We start from the raw sequence: 19,356 nt of genomic DNA, 5'->3' as shown, positions 1-19,356 counted from the left end.
TTGGTCTGGAGGTGATCAGCAGCGCCAGAATGGCCGCATCGCTTCCAGCTTCGCCTGCTCGCGGCTGATGCCGATGTCGCGCAATTGCTCGTCGGAGAGCTCCAGCAGTTGCTTGCGGGTGCGCACGCGGCGCCAGAACTGCTGCCAGCGGCTTTCGCCGTGCTCACGCGGCGCCACGCGGGTGCCGGGGATCTCCAGCAGTTCCTGTTGATAAAGGGTCAGCCGCACATCGCTCAGGCCGCTCATGTCGTCACTCCTCCAGTCGGGTTCCTCGGACGTGGGGCAAGCGTGACGAATCGGGGAAAATCATTACAGATTCAACACGACAAAGTTTTTTCCATACAGAACTGGGCGAAATCGGTCTGAATGGCGTATTTTTTCCCGATCTGTACTGCATCGAGCCGAACCAACCCGGCACGGGAGATCTGTCATGAAACGCTACGCGCAGTTGGCCGCCACCCTCGGCGAACGCATCGAGCAAGGCCTGTATCGCCCTGGCGACCGCCTGCCCTCGGTGCGCGCGCTAAGCGAAGAACATGGCGTCAGTATCAGCACCGTGCAGCAGGCCTATCGCGTACTGGAAGATGACGGCCTGGTGGAGCCGCGGCCCAAGTCCGGCTACTTCGTGCCGGAACGTCGCGAACTGCCGCCGATGCCGGCGATGACTCGCCCGGCACAGCGGCCGGTGGATGTGTCGCAGTGGGACCAGGTTCTGGAACAGGTGCGCCGCGCGCCGGGCGGCGATTTCGTCCAGCTCGGGCGCGGCACGCCGGATATCGCCAGCCCTTCGCTCAAGCCGCTGCAACGCGCGATGGTGCATGCCGCGCGGCGGACCGACCTGCAGAGCCTGGGCTACGAAGGCATCCAGGGCTCGCTGCCGCTGCGCGAGCAGATCGCCCGGCTGATGCTCGACTCCGGCTGCCAGGTGCCGCCCAGCGAGATCGTCATCACCACCGGGTGCCAGGAAGCGCTGGCCATCACCCTGCGCGCCATCTGCGAACCGGGGGACATCATCGCCATCGACTCGCCGAGCTTCCACGGCGCCATGCAGGCGCTCAAGGCGTATGGCCTGAAGGCGCTGGAAATTCCCACCGACCCCACCAATGGCATCAGCCTGGAAGCGCTGGAACTGGCGATGGAACAGTGGCCGGTGAAGCTGATCCTGCTCACCCCCAACTGCAACAATCCGCTGGGCTACATCATGCCCGACGCCCGTAAGCGCGCCCTGCTGACGCTGGCCGCGCGCTACGACGTGCCGATCCTCGAGGACGACGTCTACGGTGAACTGGCCTACGCCTTCCCGCGCCCACGCAGCATCAAGTCCTTCGACACCGACGACCGCGTCCTGCTGGCCAGCTCCTTCTCCAAGACGGTCGCGCCCGGCCTGCGCACCGGCTGGGTGGTACCGGGGCGCTACCTGGATCGCATCCTGCACTTCAAGTACATCGCCAGTGGCACCTGCGCGCCGCAGCCGCAGATGGCCCTGGCCGAGTTCGTCGGCGGCGGCCACTACGAGCCGCACATCCGCCGCATGCGCGCGCAGTACCAGCGCCACCGCGACCTGATGACCGAGTGGGTCGGCCGCTACTTCCCCGAAGGCGCGCGAGTCACCCGGCCGCGCGGCGGCTTCATGCTCTGGGTCGAGTTCGACCCGCAGTTCGACAGCGTGCGGCTGAACCACGAATTGCGCCGCGACAACGTACAGGTAGCGGCGGGCAACATCTTTTCCGCCTCGGGCAAATACCGCAACTGCATCCGCATGAACTACTCCAACCGCGACCTGCCGCTGATCGAAGCGGCCGTGCGCAAGGTCGGCGCCTGCGCCGGGCGGCTCACCGCCGAGTTGCGCGAGCAGCAAGCGGAGCCGCTGCCGGCCTGAGGCGAAACATTTATCCACAGCCCGGCGCTGCCGCATGGCCGCGCCCTGCTGTACCTTGGTTTCCTTTTGCCGGGCTCCTGCCTTGACCAGTCTGACCCTCGGCCCACTGGCCATTCCCCTGCCCCACGTCCTGCTCTACCTCGGCTTCTTCGGTGCGCTGCTGGCCGGCTGGCTGGCCGGGCGCAGGCGCGGCGCCAATCCAGAAGGTGCGCTGTTCGCCATGTTCCTCGGCGGCCTGCTGGTGGCACGGCTGGCATTCGTTGCGCGCTATGCCGAGCAGTACGCGGCGACGCCCCTGAGCATTGTGGATATCCGCGATGGCGGGTTTCTCGCGCTACCGGGCGTGATCGCCGCTGCGCTGATCGGCGCCGTGCTGGCCTGGCGCAGGGCCGCACTGCGTCGCCCGCTGGCCGTCGCCGCCGTGGTCGGCGTATGCCTGTGGGGCGGCGGCAAGGCAGTGACTTCGGCGCTGGATCGCAGCCAGCAGCTTCCCGAACTCACGGTGATGGACTTGCGCGGGGCGGCCGTGGACCTGCGCGCGCGGGATGGCCGGCCCATGGTGGTGAACCTCTGGGCCACCTGGTGCCCACCGTGCCGGCGCGAAATGCCGGTGCTGGAGGCCGCCCAGAAGCAGCGCAGTGATGTGCGCTTCCTGCTGGTCAACCAGGGTGAGAACGCCGAAGCCGTGCAGCGTTTCCTGCGCGACCAGGGCCTGAGCGAAGCGGCAGTATTGCTCGACAGCGGCAACCGCCTGGGCCAGCTCACCGGTTCCTACGGCATGCCCACCACCCTGTTCTACGACGCCCAGGGGCGCCTGAAGCACAGCCAGATGGGCGAGCTTTCTGCTGCCAGCCTGGAGTACGGGCTGGGCCAGCTCAAGGACTGACCCACAGTAAAAGCCGCGAATTCGTAAGCGGCTGGGAGGCCAGAGCAGGGGAATGGCGCAAGAGTGGACTCCGTCCGCGATGGGGCCCGGCGCGATACGAGCCTATCGCGGACGAAGCCAACTCGTGCAAAAGCGCTAAGCGCTTACTGCTTACTGGATCTCCTCCGGCGTGACGATCACCCAGTTCTTGTCGGCGGTCACCGGCTGGCCGAGCTTGGCCTGAGCTTCGGCATTCTTCTTGATCATGCCGTTGAGCTGGTCCATGTACTTGGCCTTGCGGTTGATCCACAGGTGCACGCCGTTCTCGGCGGTTCCGTTGAACAGCATGTAGCCGTCGCTGCTGGGCGTATCGCCGCCGACCAGGATGGGCTTCTTCCACTGGTCGATATAGGTGAGGATCGCCGCCTGCTTGCCGGCCATCCAGGTCGCCGGAGTCCACAGGTAGGGGGTGATTTCCAGGTTCAGGTTGGCCTTGGGATCGTACTTGCCCTCGCTGATCTGCTTGCGCGCGGTGGTCAGCGCGCCACTCTGGCGGTCCTTGAGCAGGGTGGTGACGCCGATGACGTTCTCCGGCTTCACGTTGTAGCCGTACTTGGGATCGCTGGCGACCATGCGCACCAGTTCCTCATGGGCGGCGGTCATCACATAGACCTCGATGCCGTTCTCCATCAGCTTGTTGTACAGCTCGGTCTGGCCGGTGAAGACCTTGGGCGGGTTGATCGAGAGGGTCTTGACCACATCGCCTTCGTAATAGGTGCTGGGCACCGGCTTGCCGTAGGCCATCAGCTCGTCGACATAGCCCTTGAGCTCCTTGAGGGTGAAGCCGGAGAACACCTGGGCGACCCAGGGGTAGCAGACCAGGTCGTCGACTTCGCAGAGGCGGTAGTAGTAGCTGTTGAGGCTTTCCTTGTGGCCGTTCACGTCCTTGAAGGGGATCAGCTTGAGTGAGGGATCGAGCTTCTCGCGGGTCAGCACGCCTTTCATTTCCAGGAAGGGCAGCAGCGATTCCTCGAGGTCGTAGCGGTAGCTGGTGTTGTCCATGTCGAAGACCGCGAAGGCGCCCTTGTTGGCATTGGCAGCGATCAAGGCGTCGAGCTGCTTGGCGGCGGGCGCCGGCCAGTGCTTCAGCTCAGTGGCGGCAAACGTGGTGCTGGCGAGGCCGGCCAGGATCAGGCCGGCGAGCAAGGTGCGCATGGGCTTCATGGAATTCCCCCGAGTGGTGTTGTTGGAATGGGGAAGGCCCGAAACGGGCCCTCGCTGGACTAGTCCAGCAATGACCCTAGCAAAGCGCTGTTTCAGCTCTGCGACGGCAGCGACGCGAACCGTCGCGAAGGCGGCAGGACATATCCATACGCGCCACGCGGCTTTGCCGGCAGCGACGACTGGTCTAGTTCACCGCACGGCGCAGGCGGCCGGGGGCCTCGCCGTAGGTGTCCCTGAACTTCTTGGTGAAGGAGGCCTGGGACTGGTAGCCGACCTGGGCGGCAATGTCGCAGAGGCGCAGCTGCGAGGTGCTCAGCAGGCGGTAGGCCAGTTCCATGCGCACTGTGGTCAGCAGCGCCCAGGGCGACCGCCCGGCAACCTGGGTGAACAGGCGCGTGAAAGTGGCGCGGGACATGTTCGCCCGTTCGGCCAGGGCCTCGATGGTCCATTCGTGGGCAGGATCGTCGAGCATGGCCTGCCAGGCGCGGCTCAGGCGCCTGTCGGCGAGCAATGCCAGGGTGCCGCTGCTGGGGGTGTGCTCCTGCAGGTAGACGCGCAGGATCAGGGTGAACAGCGCCGAGGACAATGCATCGACCAGGAAGCGCGCACCGGCCTGGTTGCCGTCAGCCTCGGCGCGCAGCAGGCCGACCAGCGCGGCCACGGCATCGCCCAGTCCATTGTCCTGGCAGGACACCTTCAGGACGCTCGGCAAGGAGCCGATCAGCAGCGAGCCGCGCTGGTAATGGAAGCTGCCGCAAAGCATGTCCAGCTCGCCTTCGCCCGTGCCAAGGCGATGGACCGGCAACAGGCCCGCCTCGTGGACTTCCGGCGACTGCGCGGCCACCCGAGCGCCTTGGCTGCGCAACAGGTGGGCTGCACCGTCGGGAAGGACCAGTACGTCGCCTGCCTCGAGGTCCAGGGCCTGTCCGTCGGGCATTTCCGCCCGGCAGCTGCCGGACAGCACCACGTGGTACTGCGCCGTCCCCTCGGGCAAGGGCTCGTGGTCCAGCGCCCAGTCGCCGAGGAAGCGGCAACGCAGGTCGAGACTGCCGCGCAGGCCAGCGAGCTGGATGAGGTGGTCGATGGAGTTCATGGGATTCCCGGCGAAGGCAACGGCTGACAGATTATCCGCAGCGACAGGTCATTCGAAGTAGTCCACCGCTGGCATCTGCATCGCCTGCATCTCCGCCTGGAGGAATTCGCGCAGCCGCCGCAGGCGCCCCTGGTCTCGGCGTGCGCGGGGCCAGACCAGGTAGTAACTCTCGCCACTGGCGACGGCACTGGGCCAGGGCAGTGCCAGGCGGCCCTGATTGGCATCCTCGGCGACCATCACCAGGTCGCCGATGGAAACACCGTAGCCGCGGGTCGCAGCGACTATGCCCAGCTCGAGGGTATCGAATACCTGTCCGCCCTTGAGCGAGACCTGCTCCCCCAGGCCCATGCGCTGCAACCAGCGCCGCCAGTCGCGACGGTCGGGGGTGGGGTGCAGCAGTTCGGCGCCGGCCAGCCGCTCGGCGTCCCAGGGGCCATCCGCCAGCAGCGCGGGCGAGCCGACGGGAATCAGCCATTCGGGAAACAGCAAGGCGGCCTCCCAGTCCGGCGGGAAGTGCCCCGAGCTCAGCAGCACCGCGCAATCGAAGGGCTCATGCACGAAGTCGACGCGATCCACGTCCATCCAGGCACTGGTCAGCTGCACCTCGATATCGCTGTTCTGCATGCGGAACTTGCTCAGCCGCGCCAGCAACCAGCGCATGGTCAGGGTGGACGGCGCCTTCAGCCGCAGTACGCCTTCGTCCGCGCGCAGGCTGGCGCAGGCGCGCTCCAGCGCATCGAAGCCGTCGCGCAGGCCGGGCAGCAGCATCCGTGCGGTTTCGCTCAGCTCCAGCTGGCGGCCGCGGCGCTGGAACAGCCGGCAGGCGAAGTGTTCTTCCAGGGTCTTGATGTGCCGGCTCACCGCGCTCTGGGTGATCGCCAATTCCTCGGCGGCGCGGGTGAAGGACGCGTGCCGCGCGGCAGCCTCGAAGGCGCGCAGGGCGTAAAGGGGCGGCAACTGGCGGTTCATGGCGGGCTCCGGCTGTCTTAAACATGAGTATGACTCATGGATGGCATCGCATTTTTCCTTTTGTGCCCGCGTCCATAACGGCCGGAGAATGGGCCATTCCTATCGATGCGGCGCCTGCCGCTTGCTGAGCCTGACTCATGAAACGCCCGTACCGTGACGAACTCGCCGCCATCCTGCGCCTGGCCGGCCCGCTGATTGCCGCCCAACTGGCCTACGTCGCCATGGTGTTCACCGACACCGTGATGATGGGCAAGCTCGGCCGCGAGGCGCTGGCCGCCGGTGGGTTGGGTGCATCTACTTATGCGCTGATCTCGACCTTCTGCGTAGGCGTGGTGGCGGCCACCGGCAACCTGGTGGCGATCCGGCATGGCGCAAAAGACGCCCGCGGCGTAGTCGAAGCCACCCAGGCCGGCCTGTGGATCGGCGCCGCGTTGGCGCTGCTGGCGGGCCTGTTGCTGTGGAACCTCGGGCCGATCCTGATCGCCTTCGGCCAGGCCCCGGAAACGGTCGCCGGCACCATGAGTTTTCTGCACAGCATCGTCTTCGCCCTGCCCGGCTACATGGCCTTGATGGTGCTGCGCGGCTTCACCAGCGCCATCGAGCGGCCCGGCCCGGTCATGGCCATCAGCCTGATCGGCGCGCTGGCCAACTTCGCCCTCAATTACGCCTTCATCGAAGGACTGTTCGGCCTGCCGCGCCTGGGGCTGGCGGGGATCGGCATGGTCACCGCGGTGGTGATGAATGCGTTGCCGGTGATCTTCGCCCTGTACCTGCGCTGGCACCGGGCGTACGCGCCCTACCCGCTGCTGAAGGGATTGTCGAAGCCGGACTTCAAGGTGATCGGCGAATCGCTACGGCTGGGCATTTCCATCGGCGGCACCTACGCCGTGGAGTCGGGCATGTTCACCGTGGCGACGCTGTGCATGGGCGTGATCGGCAGCACCGCGCTGGCGGCGCACCAGATCGCCATCCAGTCGGTGTATGTGGCCTTCATGGTGCCCATGGGGCTTTCCTACGCGGTGACCTTCCGCATCGGCCAGCATTACGGCGCGGGCCGGCTGTTCGAGGCGAGACGCGCCGGGCGGCTGGGCATCGGCTTCGGCGCCAGCTGCATGTTTGCCTTCGCCGCGCTGTTCTGGCTGGCCCCGGAGCTGGTCATCGGCCTGTTCATCGACCACAACGACCCAGCCAACCGCGACGTGGTGCAACTGGCCGTCGGCCTGCTGGCCATCGCCGCGTGGTTCGAGCTGTTCGACGGTACCCAATGCATCGCCATGGGGGCGATCCGTGGCTTGAAGGATGCGCGCACGACCTTCCTGGTCGGGCTGGCCGGCTACTGGCTGGTGGGCGTACCGATGGCGCTGCTGCTGGCCTTCCCTCTGGGCTGGGGACCGAGTGGCGTATGGTGGGGCCTGGCGTCGGGCCTGGCCTGCGCGGCCATCGGGCTGACGCTGGCCTTCGAGACGAAGACATCGCGATTGCTGCGTCCGAGCCTGCCGGCCGCGGAGCTGGTCGCTAGCTGACCGAGTCCTGCAGGCGCAGCGCACGGTTGGCGCCAAAGACCAGGAAACGCGCCAGCTCCGGCAAAGGCAGCGGGCGGCTGATCCAGTAACCCTGGACCTGGTCACAGCCGAACTGGCGCAACTCATCCTGCTGGGCGGCGGTCTCGACGCCTTCGGCGACCACTTCCAGGTTCAGGTTGTGCGCCAGGTTGATCATGGCCCGTACCAGTTGCAGGTTTTCCGGGCGCACGTGCATGCCGCCGACGAAACTCTTGTCGATCTTCAGCAGGGTGATCGGCAGGCTGTTGAGGTGCACGAAGGAGGAGAAGCCGGTACCGAAATCGTCCAGCGAGAAGCGCACGCCCAGCCGGCCGAGGGCCTGCATGGTCTGCAGGACCTGGTCGCTGCGGCGCATCACGGCGGTCTCGGTGAGTTCGAATTCCAGCCACTGGGCGTCGACGCCGCGCTCGCGGATCAGTCGCTCCAGGGTCGGCAGCAACTGGCTGTCCTGGAACTGGCGGAACGACAGGTTCACCGCCATGTGCAGCGGCGGCAGGCCGCGCCCGCGCAGCCACTGCATGTCGCGCAGGGCGCGGGAGATGACCCAGTAACCCAGCGGCACGATCAGCCCGCTTTCCTCGGCCAGCGGCACGAAGTCGCCCGGCGTCAGCAGGCCGCGCTCGGGATGGCGCCAGCGCACCAGGGCCTCGAGGCCGACGATCTGCCCGCTGTGCAGGTCCAGGCGCGGCTGGTAGTGCAGCTCCAGCTCGTCGCGACGCAGCGCCCGGCGCAGTTCGCTCTCCAGGTCGGCAAGGCTGCGGGCGCCACGGTTGATGCGCTCATCGAAGATGTGGAAGGTGCAGCCCTGGCGCGACTTGGCCTGTTGCATGGCGATGTGCGCGTGCCACAGCAACGGGTCGGCGGCTTCACCGGCGCGGGCGTGGGCCATGCCCAGGCTGCAGCCCAGCAGCAGGCTTTCGCCCTCGACCCAGTAGGGTTCGCCCAGGGACTCGACTATCAGTTCGGCGACCTTCTCCACCCGTGCCGGATCGCGGCGGGTGTCCAGCAGCAGGGCGAACTCGTCGCTGCCCAGGCGGGCGATGTGGTCGCCGTTGTCCAGGTGCGCCTTCAGCCGTGCCACCACCTGCAGGATCAGGCGGTCGCCGGCCTGGTGGCCGAGGGCGTCGTTGACGTGGCGGAAGTTGTCCAGGTCCAGGTGGCCCAGCGCCAGGCCGCGCCCTTCGCTCTCGCTCAGCCGGGCGGCGAGCAGGGTCTGGAAACCCTGGCGGTTGGCGATGCCGGTCAGCGGGTCCTGCTCGGCCAGGCTCTGCAGGGTGTTCTGCAGCGAAGTGCGCTCGCGCACGTAGCGCAGGGTACGGCGCAGGACTTCGACACCGAGGGATTCGGCCACCAGGTAGTCGGCGACGCCGACGGGCTCTTCCGCGGGCTCGCGCTCCAGCAGCAGGATCAGCGGCAGGTGGCACTGGTGGGCGGACGGCAACTTGGCGGGCGTGGCGAGCACCAGGCCGACCTGATCCTCGTCGAACAGGGCGCTGGCGGCTTGCCAGGACGGGGCCGTGATCAGCGAATAGCCCGGCCCCAACGCGGCCAGATGCCCGCGCAGTAGCTGGGCCCACTGCGGCGCTTCCGCCAGCAGGAGCAGGCGCGTTGGTTCGACCGACGCTGCCAAGCGACCCCCATGTATCTCTAGAAAGAGGGGAAACTCCAGGCACCATCCCTGCGCCCATTTCCCCCGGTTTTGAAGCGACGCCATCCGGACATCCAGTGGATGTAGACGAAACTTCAGAGAAACTCTTAAGAGTTTTCTTCAAGTAATGCTGTCACAAGCCTAATACATGTACAGATTTATCCAAAACACATAAGTACGATCGTGTCACAGATCGCCGCTATTCCGAGCGGCACCCCGACGCCCGGCAGGGCCTGCTAGAATATGCCCCCGCTTCACTAAAGACCCCCGCCTTCATGTCCCGACTCAATCCCCGGCAGCAAGAGGCCGTGAACTACGTCGGCGGCCCGCTCCTGGTGCTGGCCGGCGCCGGCTCCGGCAAGACCAGCGTGATCACCCGCAAGATCGCCTACCTCGTGCAGCAATGCGGCATCCGCGCCCAGTACATCGTCGCCGTGACCTTCACCAACAAGGCCGCACGCGAGATGAAGGAGCGCGTCAGCACCCTGCTGCGCCCGGGCGAAGGCAAGGGCCTGACCGTCTCGACCTTCCACAACTTGGGCCTGAACATCATCCGCAAGGAACACGCGGCCCTGGGCTACAAGCCCGGCTTCTCGATCTTCGACGAGAGCGATGTGAAGGCGCTGATGACCGACATCATGCAGAAGGAATATTCCGGCGATGACGGTCTGGACGAGATCAAGAACCTGATCGGCAGCTGGAAGAACGACCTGATCCTTCCGGAAGAGGCGCTGGAAAAGGCGCGCAACCCCAAGGAACAGACCGCGGCCATGGTCTACCTGCATTACCAGCGCACGCTCAAGGCGTACAACGCGGTGGACTTCGACGACCTCATCCTGCAGCCGGTGAAGCTGTTCCAGGAGCACCCGGAGATCCTCGACAAGTGGCGCAACCGCGTGCGCTACATGCTGGTGGACGAATACCAGGACACCAACGCCAGCCAGTACCTGCTGGTGAAGATGCTGGTGCAGCAGCGCGCGCACTTCACCGTGGTGGGTGACGACGACCAGTCGATCTACGCCTGGCGCGGCGCGCGCCCGGAAAACCTGATGCAGCTCAAGGATGACTTTCCCTCGCTGAAGGTGGTGATGCTGGAGCAGAACTACCGCTCCACCAGCCGTATCCTCAAATGCGCCAACATCCTCATCGCCAACAATCCCCACGTGTTCGAGAAGCAGCTGTGGAGCGAGATGGGCGAAGGCGACCCGATCCGCGTGATCCGTTGCCGCAACGAGGAGTCCGAGGCCGAGCGGGTGGCGATGGAAATCCTCACCATCCACCTGAAGACGCAGCGGCCCTACAGCGAATTCGCCATCCTCTACCGGGGCAACTATCAGGCGAAGCTGATCGAACTGAAACTCCAGCATCACCAGATTCCCTATCACCTGTCAGGCGGCACCAGTTTCTTCGGACGCCAGGAGGTGAAGGACCTGATGTCCTATTTCCGCCTGCTGGTGAACCCGGACGATGACAACGCCTTCCTCCGGGTGATCAACGTGCCGCGCCGCGAGATCGGCTCCACCACGCTGGAGAAGCTCGGCAACTACGCCACCGAGCGCGGATGCTCGATGTTCAACGCCTCCGGCGAACTCGGCCTGTCCGAACACCTGGACGCCCGCTACATCGAGCGCCTGCAGCGCTTCAAGCGCTTCATCGACAAGGTCCGCGAGCAATGCGCCGGCAGCGACCCGATCGGCGCGCTGCGGAGCATGGTGATGGACATCGACTACGAGAACTGGCTGCGGCAGAACGCCTCCAGCGACAAGGTCGCCGATTTCCGCATGGGCAACGTCTGGTTCCTCATCGAAGCGCTGAAGAACACCCTGGAGCGCGACGAAGAAGGCAACATGACCATCGAGCAGGCCATCGCCAAGCTGGTGCTGCGCGACATGCTCGAGCGCCAGCAGGAAGAGGAAGAAGGCGCCGACGGCGTGCAGATGATGACCCTGCACGCCTCAAAGGGCCTGGAATTCCCCTACGTGTTCATTCTCGGCGTGGAAGAGGAAATCCTCCCGCACCGCTCCAGCATCGAAGCCGACACCATCGAGGAAGAGCGGCGCCTGGCCTATGTGGGCATCACCCGGGCGAAGAAGAACCTGGCCATGACCTTCGCCGCCAAGCGCAAGCAGTACGGCGAAATCATCGACTGCTCGCCCAGTCGCTTCCTCGACGAACTGCCGCCCGAAGACCTGGTCTGGGAAGGCCAGGAGGACGCGCCGCAGGAGGTGAAGGTGGCCAAGGGCAATTCGGCGCTGGCGGATATCCGGGCGATGCTCAAGCGCTGATGTTGCCGGGTGTTACCGGTCGGTTTTGTGCCGGGCCCCCTCTCCCCTACCCTCTCCCTCAAGGGAGAGGGAGCTATCCGAGCCAGCTGACACCACCACTCCCCCCTGATGCCGAACTGTCCCCTCTCCCTTCGGAGCGGGGCGCGCAGCCAGGGTTAGGGAGAGGGCCAAGCCCCAGGACAGATTCCGCGGCAGGCAACCCCACGCTTCCCGCCCATCGAAAAACTGTCCATTCGATCAGCAATTGCATTGGTCGGAACGTCGCGCAGATGGCCACTAGCGTTGTAGAATTACGCGCTTCATCAGCGACAGCCGCTCCGGAAGCACCCCCGTGAACACTCTCAAAGACAAAATTCGCAGCGAAGGCATCGTTCTTTCCGAACAGGTCCTCAAGGTAGACGCCTTCCTCAACCACCAGATCGACCCGGCGCTGATGAAGCAGATCGGCCATGAATTCGCCGAACGCTTCAAGAACCAGGGCATCACCAAGATCGTCACCATCGAGGCCTCGGGCATCGCCCCGGCGATCATGGCCGGCCTCGAGCTGGGCATCCCGGTGATCTTCGCCCGCAAGTTCCAGTCGCTGACGCTGAAGAACGACCTGCTGATCTCCAAGGTGTTCTCCTTCACCAAGCAGACCGAAAGCACCATCGCCATCTCGGCCAAGCACCTGACCGCCGCCGACCACGTGCTGGTGGTGGACGACTTCCTCGCCAATGGCCACGCCGCCAAGGCGCTGATCGACCTGATCCAGCAGGCCGGCGCCAGCATCGCCGGGCTGGGCATCGTCATCGAGAAGTCCTTCCAGGAAGGCCGTTCCCTGCTGGAAAGCGAGGGTTACCGCGTGGAATCCCTGGCCCGGGTGAAGTCCCTGGCCAACGGTCAGGTCGAATTCCTCGAAGACTGATCCTGCGCTGTAAAAAGGCGGGTGCCGACAGGGCCCGCTTTTTTCATGCCTGACAGTTCAGCGCGTCCTACAAGGTTTGTTCGTCGCTGGCTTTCAGGCCGGCCAGCACCAGACGCTGGTACAGCTCCTCGCGCAGCCCCTCCGGATTCGCCAGCCCCATGCGTTCCAGGTGCGCCGGGTAGGCCTCCGGCGCCGGCGCATCGAGGGTCGCCCTGCCCAGCTCGAGAACCTCGCTCAGCTTCAGCTTGCCCTTGAGCCAACCCAACGCGCGCAGCAACTCGCGCTCCTGTTCGGTGAAGTCGCAACCCAACGGGAACTCCGGCAGCAGATGACGATACTGTCGCGTCGCGTCCCGCAAGCGCTCCGGGGTATTGTCGCGATAGCGCTGGTCCAGCTCGAAGTCCTTCGGCAGCTTGCCGGCCTCCTGGGCCTGGGCGATCAGCGCATCCTGGAAGCGCGAGTCGGCGATGGACAGCATGGCGGCGATCACCTCGGCATCGTTGCGGCCGCGCAGGTCGGCGACGCCGTACTCGGTGACCACCATGTCACGCAAGTGTCGGGGAATCGTCGTGTGGCCGTAGCTCCAGACGATGTTGGAGCTCAGCTCACCCTCGGACTCGCGCCAGCTGCGCAGCATCAGGATGGAGCGCCCGCCTTCCAGCTCATGGGCCTGGGCGACGAAGTTGTACTGCCCGCCGACACCGCTGAGTACCCGGCCGTCCTCCAGTTGGTCGGCCACGCCGGCGCCGAGCAGGGTGACGGTGAAGGCACTGTTGATGAAGCGCGCATCCCGGCGCTGCTCGCGCTTGAGCTCCTCGTCGCGGTACAGGTTGTTGACGAAGCCGATGCCGGTCATGCCGATACCGGCCCGCTCCTCGCGGGGCATCTCGCGCAGGCGCCGGTAGAAGGCCTGCGGACCGAGGAAAAAGCCGCCGTGCAGCCAGACGCCCGGCTCGGTCGGTGCGGCGCCGGGGCGCGCCGCTACCCGGCGGTTGAGCACACCCGCCTCGGCCAGGGCCAGCAGGCCGGGTACGAACATTTCGCTGCAGCCGTACAGCCCGTGCTGGAAAGCGCCCAGCCCGCCGTCGCGCTCGATCAGCCCGGCGTGACGGGCGGTGGAGTCGAGGCCGTCGAGCAGCGCACGATAGCCATCGTTGTCGCGCTGGCGGGTCAGCAGCGCCGAGGTGAGGGCATCGCCCATGGAGCCGATGCCGATCTGCAGGGTTCCGCCGTCGCGCACCAGGGCGCTGGCGTGCAGGCCGATGCAGTGGTCCTGAAGGCCCACTGGCAGGTTGGGGGTGGAAAACAGCGTGCTGTTGTCGCCCGGTGAATCCACCAGCAGGTCGAAGAAATCCTCATCCACTTCGGCATCGCCAGGCATGTACGGCAACTGGTCGTGGACGACACCGATAATGACGATGGTTTCGCCCGCCGCGCGGCGACGCTGCAACATCGGCAGCAAGTCGAGGGTGATGTCCGGGTTGCACGCCAGGCTCAGCTTGCCCGGCCGCGCCGGGTCGCGCGCAACCAGTTGGGCAACGGCATTGACGCCCTTGGCATTGATGTCCCGCGCCACGTGGCTGTAGTTGCAGCTGATGTAGTTCTGCTGTGCCGGGGCGCTGTCCAGCAGGCTGCCGGGCTGCAGGTAGAACTCTTCGACGCGGATGTTTTCCGGCACGTTGCCGCTGCGCAGGTCGTGCAGGTAGTCCAGTTCGGGGTAGTCGCCGTAGATGCGCTCGACGAAGGGGTCGAGGAAGCGCCGCTGCAGTTCGCCGCCGGCCTGCGGGCGACCGAGGGACAGCGCCGTGTAGAACGTCAGTTGCCGGCACGGGTTCTCGCGCATGTGCCGATACAGCGCATTGGCCAGTCGGTTGGGCTTGCCCAGGCCCAGGGGAAGCCCGAGACGGATGTGCCCGTCCAGGCGATGCAGCAGTTCTTCGACAGCGGTTTCGATCGAGCAGGATTGCACCGGGCATCCCTCCGGGTTCGTTGTCCACGACAGGAGTTTGGACCGGCTTTACGCAAAAGTTGCTCCCGCGACTCACGAGGTGAAAAATCGCGGGCATGAAAAAGCCGCCCTTGGGCGGCTTTTTCGCACAGGTCGGCTGTTACAGGCCGGACATGTGTTGAATCGCAGCTTTCAGCTCGTCATCGGAGCAATCAGCACAAGTACCCTTGGGCGGCATGGCGTTGAAGCCGGAGATAGCTTTGGCCAGCAGGCCATCCAAACCACCCTGCTCTTTCGCCCGCTTGCTCCATTCGGCCTTGTCACCGATCTTCGGTGCATTCAGCAGGCCTGTACCATGACAGTTGGTGCAGACCTTGCCGACAATCTCTTCGCCCGAACGCGGGGCACCGCCACCACCGGCAGCAGCGACGGCGCCAACGCCTTCGCATTCCTTGCCCTGGACGCAGACTTTGCCGACAGGTTCGAGACGCTTGGCAATGGCGTCATCATTGGTCGCGGCCTGAACGCTCACTGCCCACAGGGCCAGTACGGCAGCTTGGGCTGCCAGGATTTTTCTAATCAGGTTCACCCTTTCACCCTCATCGTGGCTTATCACGCCCGGTCGCGGTGCAGTCACAGTCTCGGGCCGCGCGAGCGGGCGCAAGTATAACGGCAAAGCCGGGAAGCTCGAAACAATTGCGCCACCTTGCCGGCCTTTGCGGCATTAGGTCGCAGCTGATCTGGCCGGTCCTACCGGCTGTTCAAAAATTTGCCGGTGTGGTCGCGCTGATCAGTCGTGCCGGGGTTTCGAACGGATTACGGAAGCGGTGCGGCTTGGTGCTGTCGAAATAGTAGCTGTCGCCACATTCGAGGACGAAAGTCTCGTCGCCGACGGTCAGTTCCAGGCGGCCTTCGACCAGCACGCCGGTCTCTTCGCCTTCGTGGGCATACATGTCGTCACCGGTGTCGGAACCCGGCGGATAGGTCTCGTCGAGCAGGGTGATGGCGCGGCTGGGGTAGTCCTTGCCAATCAGCTTCATGATGATCGAGCCACTGGACAGGTCACTGAGCTCGTCCGCCTTGTAGACCACAGGAGTGTTGCTGCTCTGCTCAAGATCGAGGGAGAAGAACTCGACCAGGGACATCGGAATACCACCCAGCACTTTCTTCAGCGAACTGATGGAGGGGCTGACGCTGTTCTTCTCGATCATCGAGATTGTGCTGTTGGTCACACCCGCCCGTTTGGCGAGTTCGCGCTGGGACAAACCTTTGAGCTTACGGATGGCTTGCAGACGAGCACCGACGTCCAAGGGTGGGGTCCTCCTTATTCTTGTGATCAGGCAGGCTCTGAAAGGCAGAACCCGCAGCGGCTTGAGCCGAGCGGGTTCCAAGTGCCACGTATCATGGCAACACCGTTCAGTATTTACAACAGATCGCCCGACGATCCTGCGCAAACTTTACGGGCGGTATCCGTCACTCGCCGCTATAGACCCGCGGGACGCGCTTGAGGTTGCAGAACAGCTGGTAGGGAATGCTGCCGCACAGGGAAGCCAGCTGGCTGGCGGGGACGTTCGGGCCCCAGAGCTCGACGCGACTGCCCAGGCCTGCCTGCGGCAGGTCGGTCAGGTCCACGGTGAGCATGTCCATGGACACGCGACCGATGATGCGGCTGGGCTTGCCGTCGATGAACACCGGCGTGCCATCCGGCGCATGGCGCGGATAGCCATCGGCGTATCCCATGGCGACCACCCCGACGCGTACCGGGCGGTCGGCGATGAAGCGCGCGCCGTACCCCACCGGCTCGCCGGCCGGCAGCTCGCGGATGCTGATGATCTGGGATTCCAGGGTCATCACCGGACGCAGTTGGTCCGCCAGCAGATGGGCCTGCTCGAACGGAGTGGCGCCGTAGAGCATGATGCCGGGGCGCACCCAGTCGCTGGGCACTTCGGACCAGCCGAGGATGCCGGGGGAATTGCGCAGGCTGATCTCATGCCCCTGGCCTGCGGCTTCGCGCACGGCCTGGAAGGCGGCGACCTGCTCTTCGGTGCGGACGCAGTCCAGTTCGTCGGCGCGGGAGAAGTGGCTCATCAGCACGACCTTGGCCACGTGGGGCAGCGCCTTCAGGCGCGCCAGCGCGGCGGCGTAGTCCTGCGGGAAGAAGCCGACGCGGTGCATGCCCGAGTCCATCTTCAGCCAGACGGTCAGCGGCTTGCTGGGGTGGGCACGCTCGATGGCCTCCAGCTGCCAGGCCGAGTGCACCACGCACCAGAAATCATGGGCGTCGATCAGTTCCAGTTCGCTGGCCTCGAAGAAGCCTTCGAGCAGCAGGATCGGCGCACGGATGCCGGCTTCGCGCAGCTCCAGCGCTTCCTCGATGCACGCCACGGCGAAGCCGTCAGCCTCGCCTTCCAGGGCGCGGGCGCAGACCACTGCACCGTGGCCGTAGGCGTCGGCCTTGACCACGGCCAGCGCTCGCGCGCCGGTGACTTCACGGGCCAGGCGGTAGTTGTGGCGCAGGGCGGCGAGATCGATCAGGGCACGGGCGGGACGCATGGCGAGGCTCTCTTTTTATCAACGTGGTACGAAACTGCAGACGAAAAAAACCCGGCGCTCCGGCCGGGCCACGCAAAAACGATCAGGGCAGTGCGGCGACGATGGAGATCTCGACGAGGATCTCCGGGTAGCACAACGCCGCCTGGACGGTGGCGCGCGCCGGGGCGCAGCCCTGCGGGACCCACTGGTCCCAGACGCCGTTCATGCCGGCGAAGTCGGCGGCGACGTCCTTGAGGTAGATGGTTGCCGAGAGGACACGCGACTTGTCGGTGCCGGCCTCGTCGAGCAGGCGCTCGACGCTGGCGAGGACTTCGCGGGTCTGTTGCTCGACGTCGGCGGTGAGGTCGTCCGCCACCTGGCCGGCGAGGTACACCGTGCCGTTGTGGACGACGACCTGGCTCATCCGCTGATTAGTGTGCAGGCGCTGGATGGCCATTCTGGGCCTCCGAAGTGGAACCGTAGCGGGAGATGTCCAGACCTTCGGTGCTGATCTGCGGGCGCTTCTTGGCCATCAGGTCGGCGAGGTAACGGCCCGAGCCGCACGCCATGGTCCAGCCCAGGGTGCCGTGGCCGGTATTGAGGAACAGGTTGCGATAGCAGGTGGCACCGACGATCGGGGTGCCGTCCGGGGTAGCCGGGCGCAGGCCGGTCCAGAATTCCGCCTGGCTGACATCGCCGCCTTCCGGATAGAGGTCGGTGGTGATCATTTCCAGGGTAGCGCGGCGACGCGGGTTCAGCGACAGGTCGAAGCCGGCGATTTCCGCCATACCGCCGACGCGGATGCGCTGGTCGAAGCGGGTGATCGCGACCTTGTAGGTCTCGTCGAGAATGGTCGAGGTCGGCGCCATGTCCGGGTTGGTGATCGGCACGGTCAGCGAGTAACCCTTGAGCGGGTAGACCGGGGCGTCGATGCCCAGCGGCTTGAGCATCTGCGGCGAGTAGCTGCCCAGCGCCAGCACGTAGCGGTCGGCGGTGACCAGTTGGCCATCGACCCAGACGCCGTTGATGCGGTCACCGGCGAAGTCCAGGCGCTGAATGTCCTGGCCGAAGCGGAATTCCACGCCCAGGGCCTTGGCCATCTCGGCCAGCTTGGTGGTGAACATCTGGCAGTCGCCGGTCTGGTCATTGGGCAGGCGCAGGGCGCCGACCAGCTTGTCGGCCACCTTGGCCAGGGCCGGCTCGACGCGGGCAATGCCGGCGCGGTCCAGCACTTCATAAGGAACGCCGGTGCTTTCCAGGACGGCGATGTCCTTGGCGGCGGAATCCAGCTGCGCCTGGGTGCGGAACAGCTGGGTGGTGCCCAGGGAGCGGCCTTCGTAGGTGATGCCGGTCTCGGCGCGCAGCTCATCGAGGCAATCGCGGCTGTACTCGGACAGGCGCACCATGCGCTCCTTGTTCACCGCGTAGCTCTTGGCGTTGCAGTTGCGCAGCATCTGCCACATCCAGCTGTACTGGCTGGGGTCACCGGTCAGCTTGATGGCCAGCGGGGCGTGGGTCTGCAGCAGCCATTTCATGGCCTTGAGCGGGATGCCCGGGGCGGCCCAGGGCGAGGCGTAGCCAGGCGACACCTGGCCGGCGTTGGCGAAGCTGGTTTCCAGGGCCGGGCCGGGCTGGCGGTCGACGACGACCACTTCGAAGCCGGCACGGGCGAGATAGTAAGCACTGGCGGTACCGATCACACCGCTGCCAAGCACCAGAACGCGCATCTTTGCCTCCTACGTCGCGCCAGGGGCGCAGACGTTTCTTATTCTGAACGTAGATGCGCGCAGTATAGGAAGTCGGGCTCAGCGATATTCACTGATTGCGATGCGGTATTTGACGAAAAATCCTGGCAAAAGTCGCTTTCACGGAGGGACATCCACCAGGATTACGGCATTTTCAGCCGAGACCGAATGGTCGATGATCTGGTGAAAATTTCACCAGATCCAGAGTAAATAGCGAACGAAATGGGATTGGCCAGAACTTCTCCCGCCGGACCATTCCCCGACGGGAATTACCTGCTCCCGCCGCCCGCCCCCGAACTCGCCGCCACAGGTGGCGGCGAGCAGGGAATTCCCCTTGGCGCGGCTACTTGCGTACCCACTGACCATTGACCTGCACGTACTGCCCCGATGGCGTACGTTCGATGGCCTTCTTGCCAGCCAGCGCTTCGACGTCAGCCAGCTTGGCGCCGCTCTGCCCGGCAACCTTCTGGTATTCGGCGCGACGTGCCGCGTTGATCTGCGCGGCGATATCGGCGGCGTCACCGCCATTCTTCACGACGCCCAGGTAGCCGTCGGTCTGTTCACCGACCAGACCCTGGGACTTGGCGCCACCCAGGGCGGACATCGCCTGTTCCAGGCTCATGGCCATGACCGGCAGGCTCAGGCAGAGGGCGACCAGCGCGACGCCCAGTTTGCGGTGCAATCTCATGCAAAGGCTCC

Annotated in this window: 17 protein-coding genes; 5 read left to right on the top strand and 12 right to left on the bottom strand. The window is 65.4% G+C overall.

All coding sequences use genetic code 11. The features are described from left to right. Positions 1-15: 15 nt before the first annotated feature. Entirely contained in the window at positions 16-246 is a 231-nt protein-coding gene (locus PNI01S_RS18825) for a DUF1127 domain-containing protein (protein WP_024762090.1), read from the bottom strand. Positions 247-430: 184 nt separating this feature from the next. Between PNI01S_RS18825 and PNI01S_RS18820 the strand changes: the two genes are divergently transcribed. Together PNI01S_RS18820 and PNI01S_RS18815 are read left to right on the top strand one after the other, a co-directional pair. Then, the gene (locus PNI01S_RS18820; RefSeq protein ID WP_038803555.1) at positions 431-1,879 is read left to right on the top strand and encodes an aminotransferase-like domain-containing protein; all 1,449 of its coding nucleotides are present in this window, start codon (positions 431-433) and stop codon (positions 1,877-1,879) included. A gap of 82 nt (positions 1,880-1,961) precedes the next feature. Further along, the gene (locus tag PNI01S_RS18815) at positions 1,962-2,765 is read left to right on the top strand and encodes a TlpA disulfide reductase family protein (RefSeq protein WP_024762089.1); all 804 of its coding nucleotides are present in this window, start codon (positions 1,962-1,964) and stop codon (positions 2,763-2,765) included. A gap of 150 nt (positions 2,766-2,915) precedes the next feature. On the opposite strand, the gene PNI01S_RS18810 is transcribed toward PNI01S_RS18815, so the two are convergent. The 3 genes from PNI01S_RS18810 to PNI01S_RS18800 all read right to left on the bottom strand — a co-directional run bounded on the left by PNI01S_RS18810 (position 2,916) and on the right by PNI01S_RS18800 (position 6,030). Next, positions 2,916-3,968, bottom strand: a complete 1,053-nt coding sequence (locus PNI01S_RS18810) for a phosphorylcholine phosphatase (RefSeq protein ID WP_084358796.1) — start codon at positions 3,966-3,968, stop codon at positions 2,916-2,918. Positions 3,969-4,152: 184 nt separating this feature from the next. Further along, complete coding sequence (locus PNI01S_RS18805) at positions 4,153-5,061, bottom strand: AraC family transcriptional regulator (RefSeq protein ID WP_037012811.1); 909 nt, start codon at positions 5,059-5,061, stop codon at positions 4,153-4,155. A 48-nt stretch (positions 5,062-5,109) separates the two neighbouring features. Further along, positions 5,110-6,030 carry a LysR substrate-binding domain-containing protein gene (locus PNI01S_RS18800; protein WP_037012812.1) on the bottom strand — a complete coding sequence of 307 codons (921 nt, stop codon included), beginning with the start codon at positions 6,028-6,030 and terminating at the stop codon, positions 5,110-5,112. Between the two features lie 137 nt (positions 6,031-6,167). On the opposite strand from PNI01S_RS18800, the gene PNI01S_RS18795 reads away from it, so the two are divergent. After that, on the top strand, positions 6,168-7,553 hold the full coding sequence (locus tag PNI01S_RS18795; RefSeq protein WP_084358795.1) for a NorM family multidrug efflux MATE transporter: 1,386 nt from the start codon (positions 6,168-6,170) through the stop codon (positions 7,551-7,553). On the opposite strand, the gene PNI01S_RS18790 is transcribed toward PNI01S_RS18795, so the two are convergent. Continuing rightward, on the bottom strand, positions 7,546-9,222 hold the full coding sequence (locus PNI01S_RS18790) for a putative bifunctional diguanylate cyclase/phosphodiesterase (RefSeq protein WP_024762084.1): 1,677 nt from the start codon (positions 9,220-9,222) through the stop codon (positions 7,546-7,548). The genes PNI01S_RS18795 and PNI01S_RS18790 overlap by 8 nt on opposite strands. Positions 9,223-9,515: 293 nt before the next feature. On the opposite strand from PNI01S_RS18790, the gene rep reads away from it, so the two are divergent. Both rep and PNI01S_RS18780 read left to right on the top strand, forming a co-directional pair. Beyond that, complete coding sequence (gene rep / locus PNI01S_RS18785) at positions 9,516-11,525, top strand: DNA helicase Rep (protein ID WP_084358794.1); 2,010 nt, start codon at positions 9,516-9,518, stop codon at positions 11,523-11,525. A gap of 331 nt (positions 11,526-11,856) precedes the next feature. Next, positions 11,857-12,432 (top strand): xanthine phosphoribosyltransferase, encoded by a 576-nt coding sequence (locus tag PNI01S_RS18780; RefSeq protein ID WP_024762083.1) that lies wholly within the window; start codon positions 11,857-11,859, stop codon positions 12,430-12,432. A gap of 67 nt (positions 12,433-12,499) precedes the next feature. Here the strand turns inward: PNI01S_RS18780 and PNI01S_RS18775 are convergent, their stop codons facing one another. From PNI01S_RS18775 to PNI01S_RS18745, 7 genes are all read right to left on the bottom strand, one after another. Further along, complete coding sequence (locus PNI01S_RS18775; protein WP_089285860.1) at positions 12,500-14,275, bottom strand: acetyl-CoA hydrolase/transferase C-terminal domain-containing protein; 1,776 nt, start codon at positions 14,273-14,275, stop codon at positions 12,500-12,502. A 265-nt stretch (positions 14,276-14,540) separates the two neighbouring features. Continuing rightward, positions 14,541-14,969, bottom strand: a complete 429-nt coding sequence (locus PNI01S_RS18770) for a c-type cytochrome (protein ID WP_024762081.1) — start codon at positions 14,967-14,969, stop codon at positions 14,541-14,543. 172 nt (positions 14,970-15,141) lie between these two features. Further along, positions 15,142-15,690 (bottom strand): cupin domain-containing protein, encoded by a 549-nt coding sequence (locus PNI01S_RS18765; RefSeq protein ID WP_037009703.1) that lies wholly within the window; start codon positions 15,688-15,690, stop codon positions 15,142-15,144. Between the two features lie 163 nt (positions 15,691-15,853). After that, complete coding sequence (gene alr / locus PNI01S_RS18760; RefSeq protein WP_084358792.1) at positions 15,854-16,933, bottom strand: alanine racemase; 1,080 nt, start codon at positions 16,931-16,933, stop codon at positions 15,854-15,856. A gap of 82 nt (positions 16,934-17,015) precedes the next feature. Beyond that, positions 17,016-17,369, bottom strand: a complete 354-nt coding sequence (locus PNI01S_RS18755) for a RidA family protein (RefSeq protein WP_024762078.1) — start codon at positions 17,367-17,369, stop codon at positions 17,016-17,018. After that, positions 17,344-18,639, bottom strand: coding sequence for a D-amino acid dehydrogenase (gene dadA, locus PNI01S_RS18750; protein WP_084358791.1), 1,296 nt, complete (start codon positions 18,637-18,639; stop codon positions 17,344-17,346). Before dadA ends, PNI01S_RS18755 begins: the two co-directional genes overlap by 26 nt. A 361-nt stretch (positions 18,640-19,000) precedes the next feature. Continuing rightward, complete coding sequence (locus PNI01S_RS18745; protein ID WP_024762076.1) at positions 19,001-19,345, bottom strand: YdbL family probable chaperone protein; 345 nt, start codon at positions 19,343-19,345, stop codon at positions 19,001-19,003. Between the last annotated feature and the right edge of the window lie 11 nt (positions 19,346-19,356).

This window comes from Pseudomonas nitroreducens NBRC 12694 (assembly GCF_002091755.1).
GTDB lineage: Bacteria > Pseudomonadota > Gammaproteobacteria > Pseudomonadales > Pseudomonadaceae > Pseudomonas > Pseudomonas nitroreducens.
Note: the sequence above shows the minus strand (reverse complement) of the source record. Positions and strands in the feature narration are given on the sequence as shown.

Excerpts from the sequence above, each read along its gene's own strand:
- rep (WP_084358794.1), top strand. The coding sequence starts at position 9,516 with ATGTCCCGACTCAATCCCCGGCAGCAAGAGGCCGTGAACTACGTCGGC.
- PNI01S_RS18775 (WP_089285860.1), bottom strand. The coding sequence starts at position 14,275 with ATGCGCGAGAACCCGTGCCGGCAACTGACGTTCTACACGGCGCTGTCC.
- alr (WP_084358792.1), bottom strand. The coding sequence starts at position 16,933 with ATGCGTCCCGCCCGTGCCCTGATCGATCTCGCCGCCCTGCGCCACAAC.
- PNI01S_RS18745 (WP_024762076.1), bottom strand. The coding sequence starts at position 19,345 with ATGAGATTGCACCGCAAACTGGGCGTCGCGCTGGTCGCCCTCTGCCTG.
- PNI01S_RS18825 (WP_024762090.1), bottom strand. The coding sequence starts at position 246 with ATGAGCGGCCTGAGCGATGTGCGGCTGACCCTTTATCAACAGGAACTG.
- PNI01S_RS18805 (WP_037012811.1), bottom strand. The coding sequence starts at position 5,061 with ATGAACTCCATCGACCACCTCATCCAGCTCGCTGGCCTGCGCGGCAGT.
- PNI01S_RS18800 (WP_037012812.1), bottom strand. The coding sequence starts at position 6,030 with ATGAACCGCCAGTTGCCGCCCCTTTACGCCCTGCGCGCCTTCGAGGCT.
- dadA (WP_084358791.1), bottom strand. The coding sequence starts at position 18,639 with ATGCGCGTTCTGGTGCTTGGCAGCGGTGTGATCGGTACCGCCAGTGCT.
- PNI01S_RS18820 (WP_038803555.1), top strand. The coding sequence starts at position 431 with ATGAAACGCTACGCGCAGTTGGCCGCCACCCTCGGCGAACGCATCGAG.
- PNI01S_RS18755 (WP_024762078.1), bottom strand. The coding sequence starts at position 17,369 with ATGGCCATCCAGCGCCTGCACACTAATCAGCGGATGAGCCAGGTCGTC.
- PNI01S_RS18810 (WP_084358796.1), bottom strand. The coding sequence starts at position 3,968 with ATGAAGCCCATGCGCACCTTGCTCGCCGGCCTGATCCTGGCCGGCCTC.
- PNI01S_RS18795 (WP_084358795.1), top strand. The coding sequence starts at position 6,168 with ATGAAACGCCCGTACCGTGACGAACTCGCCGCCATCCTGCGCCTGGCC.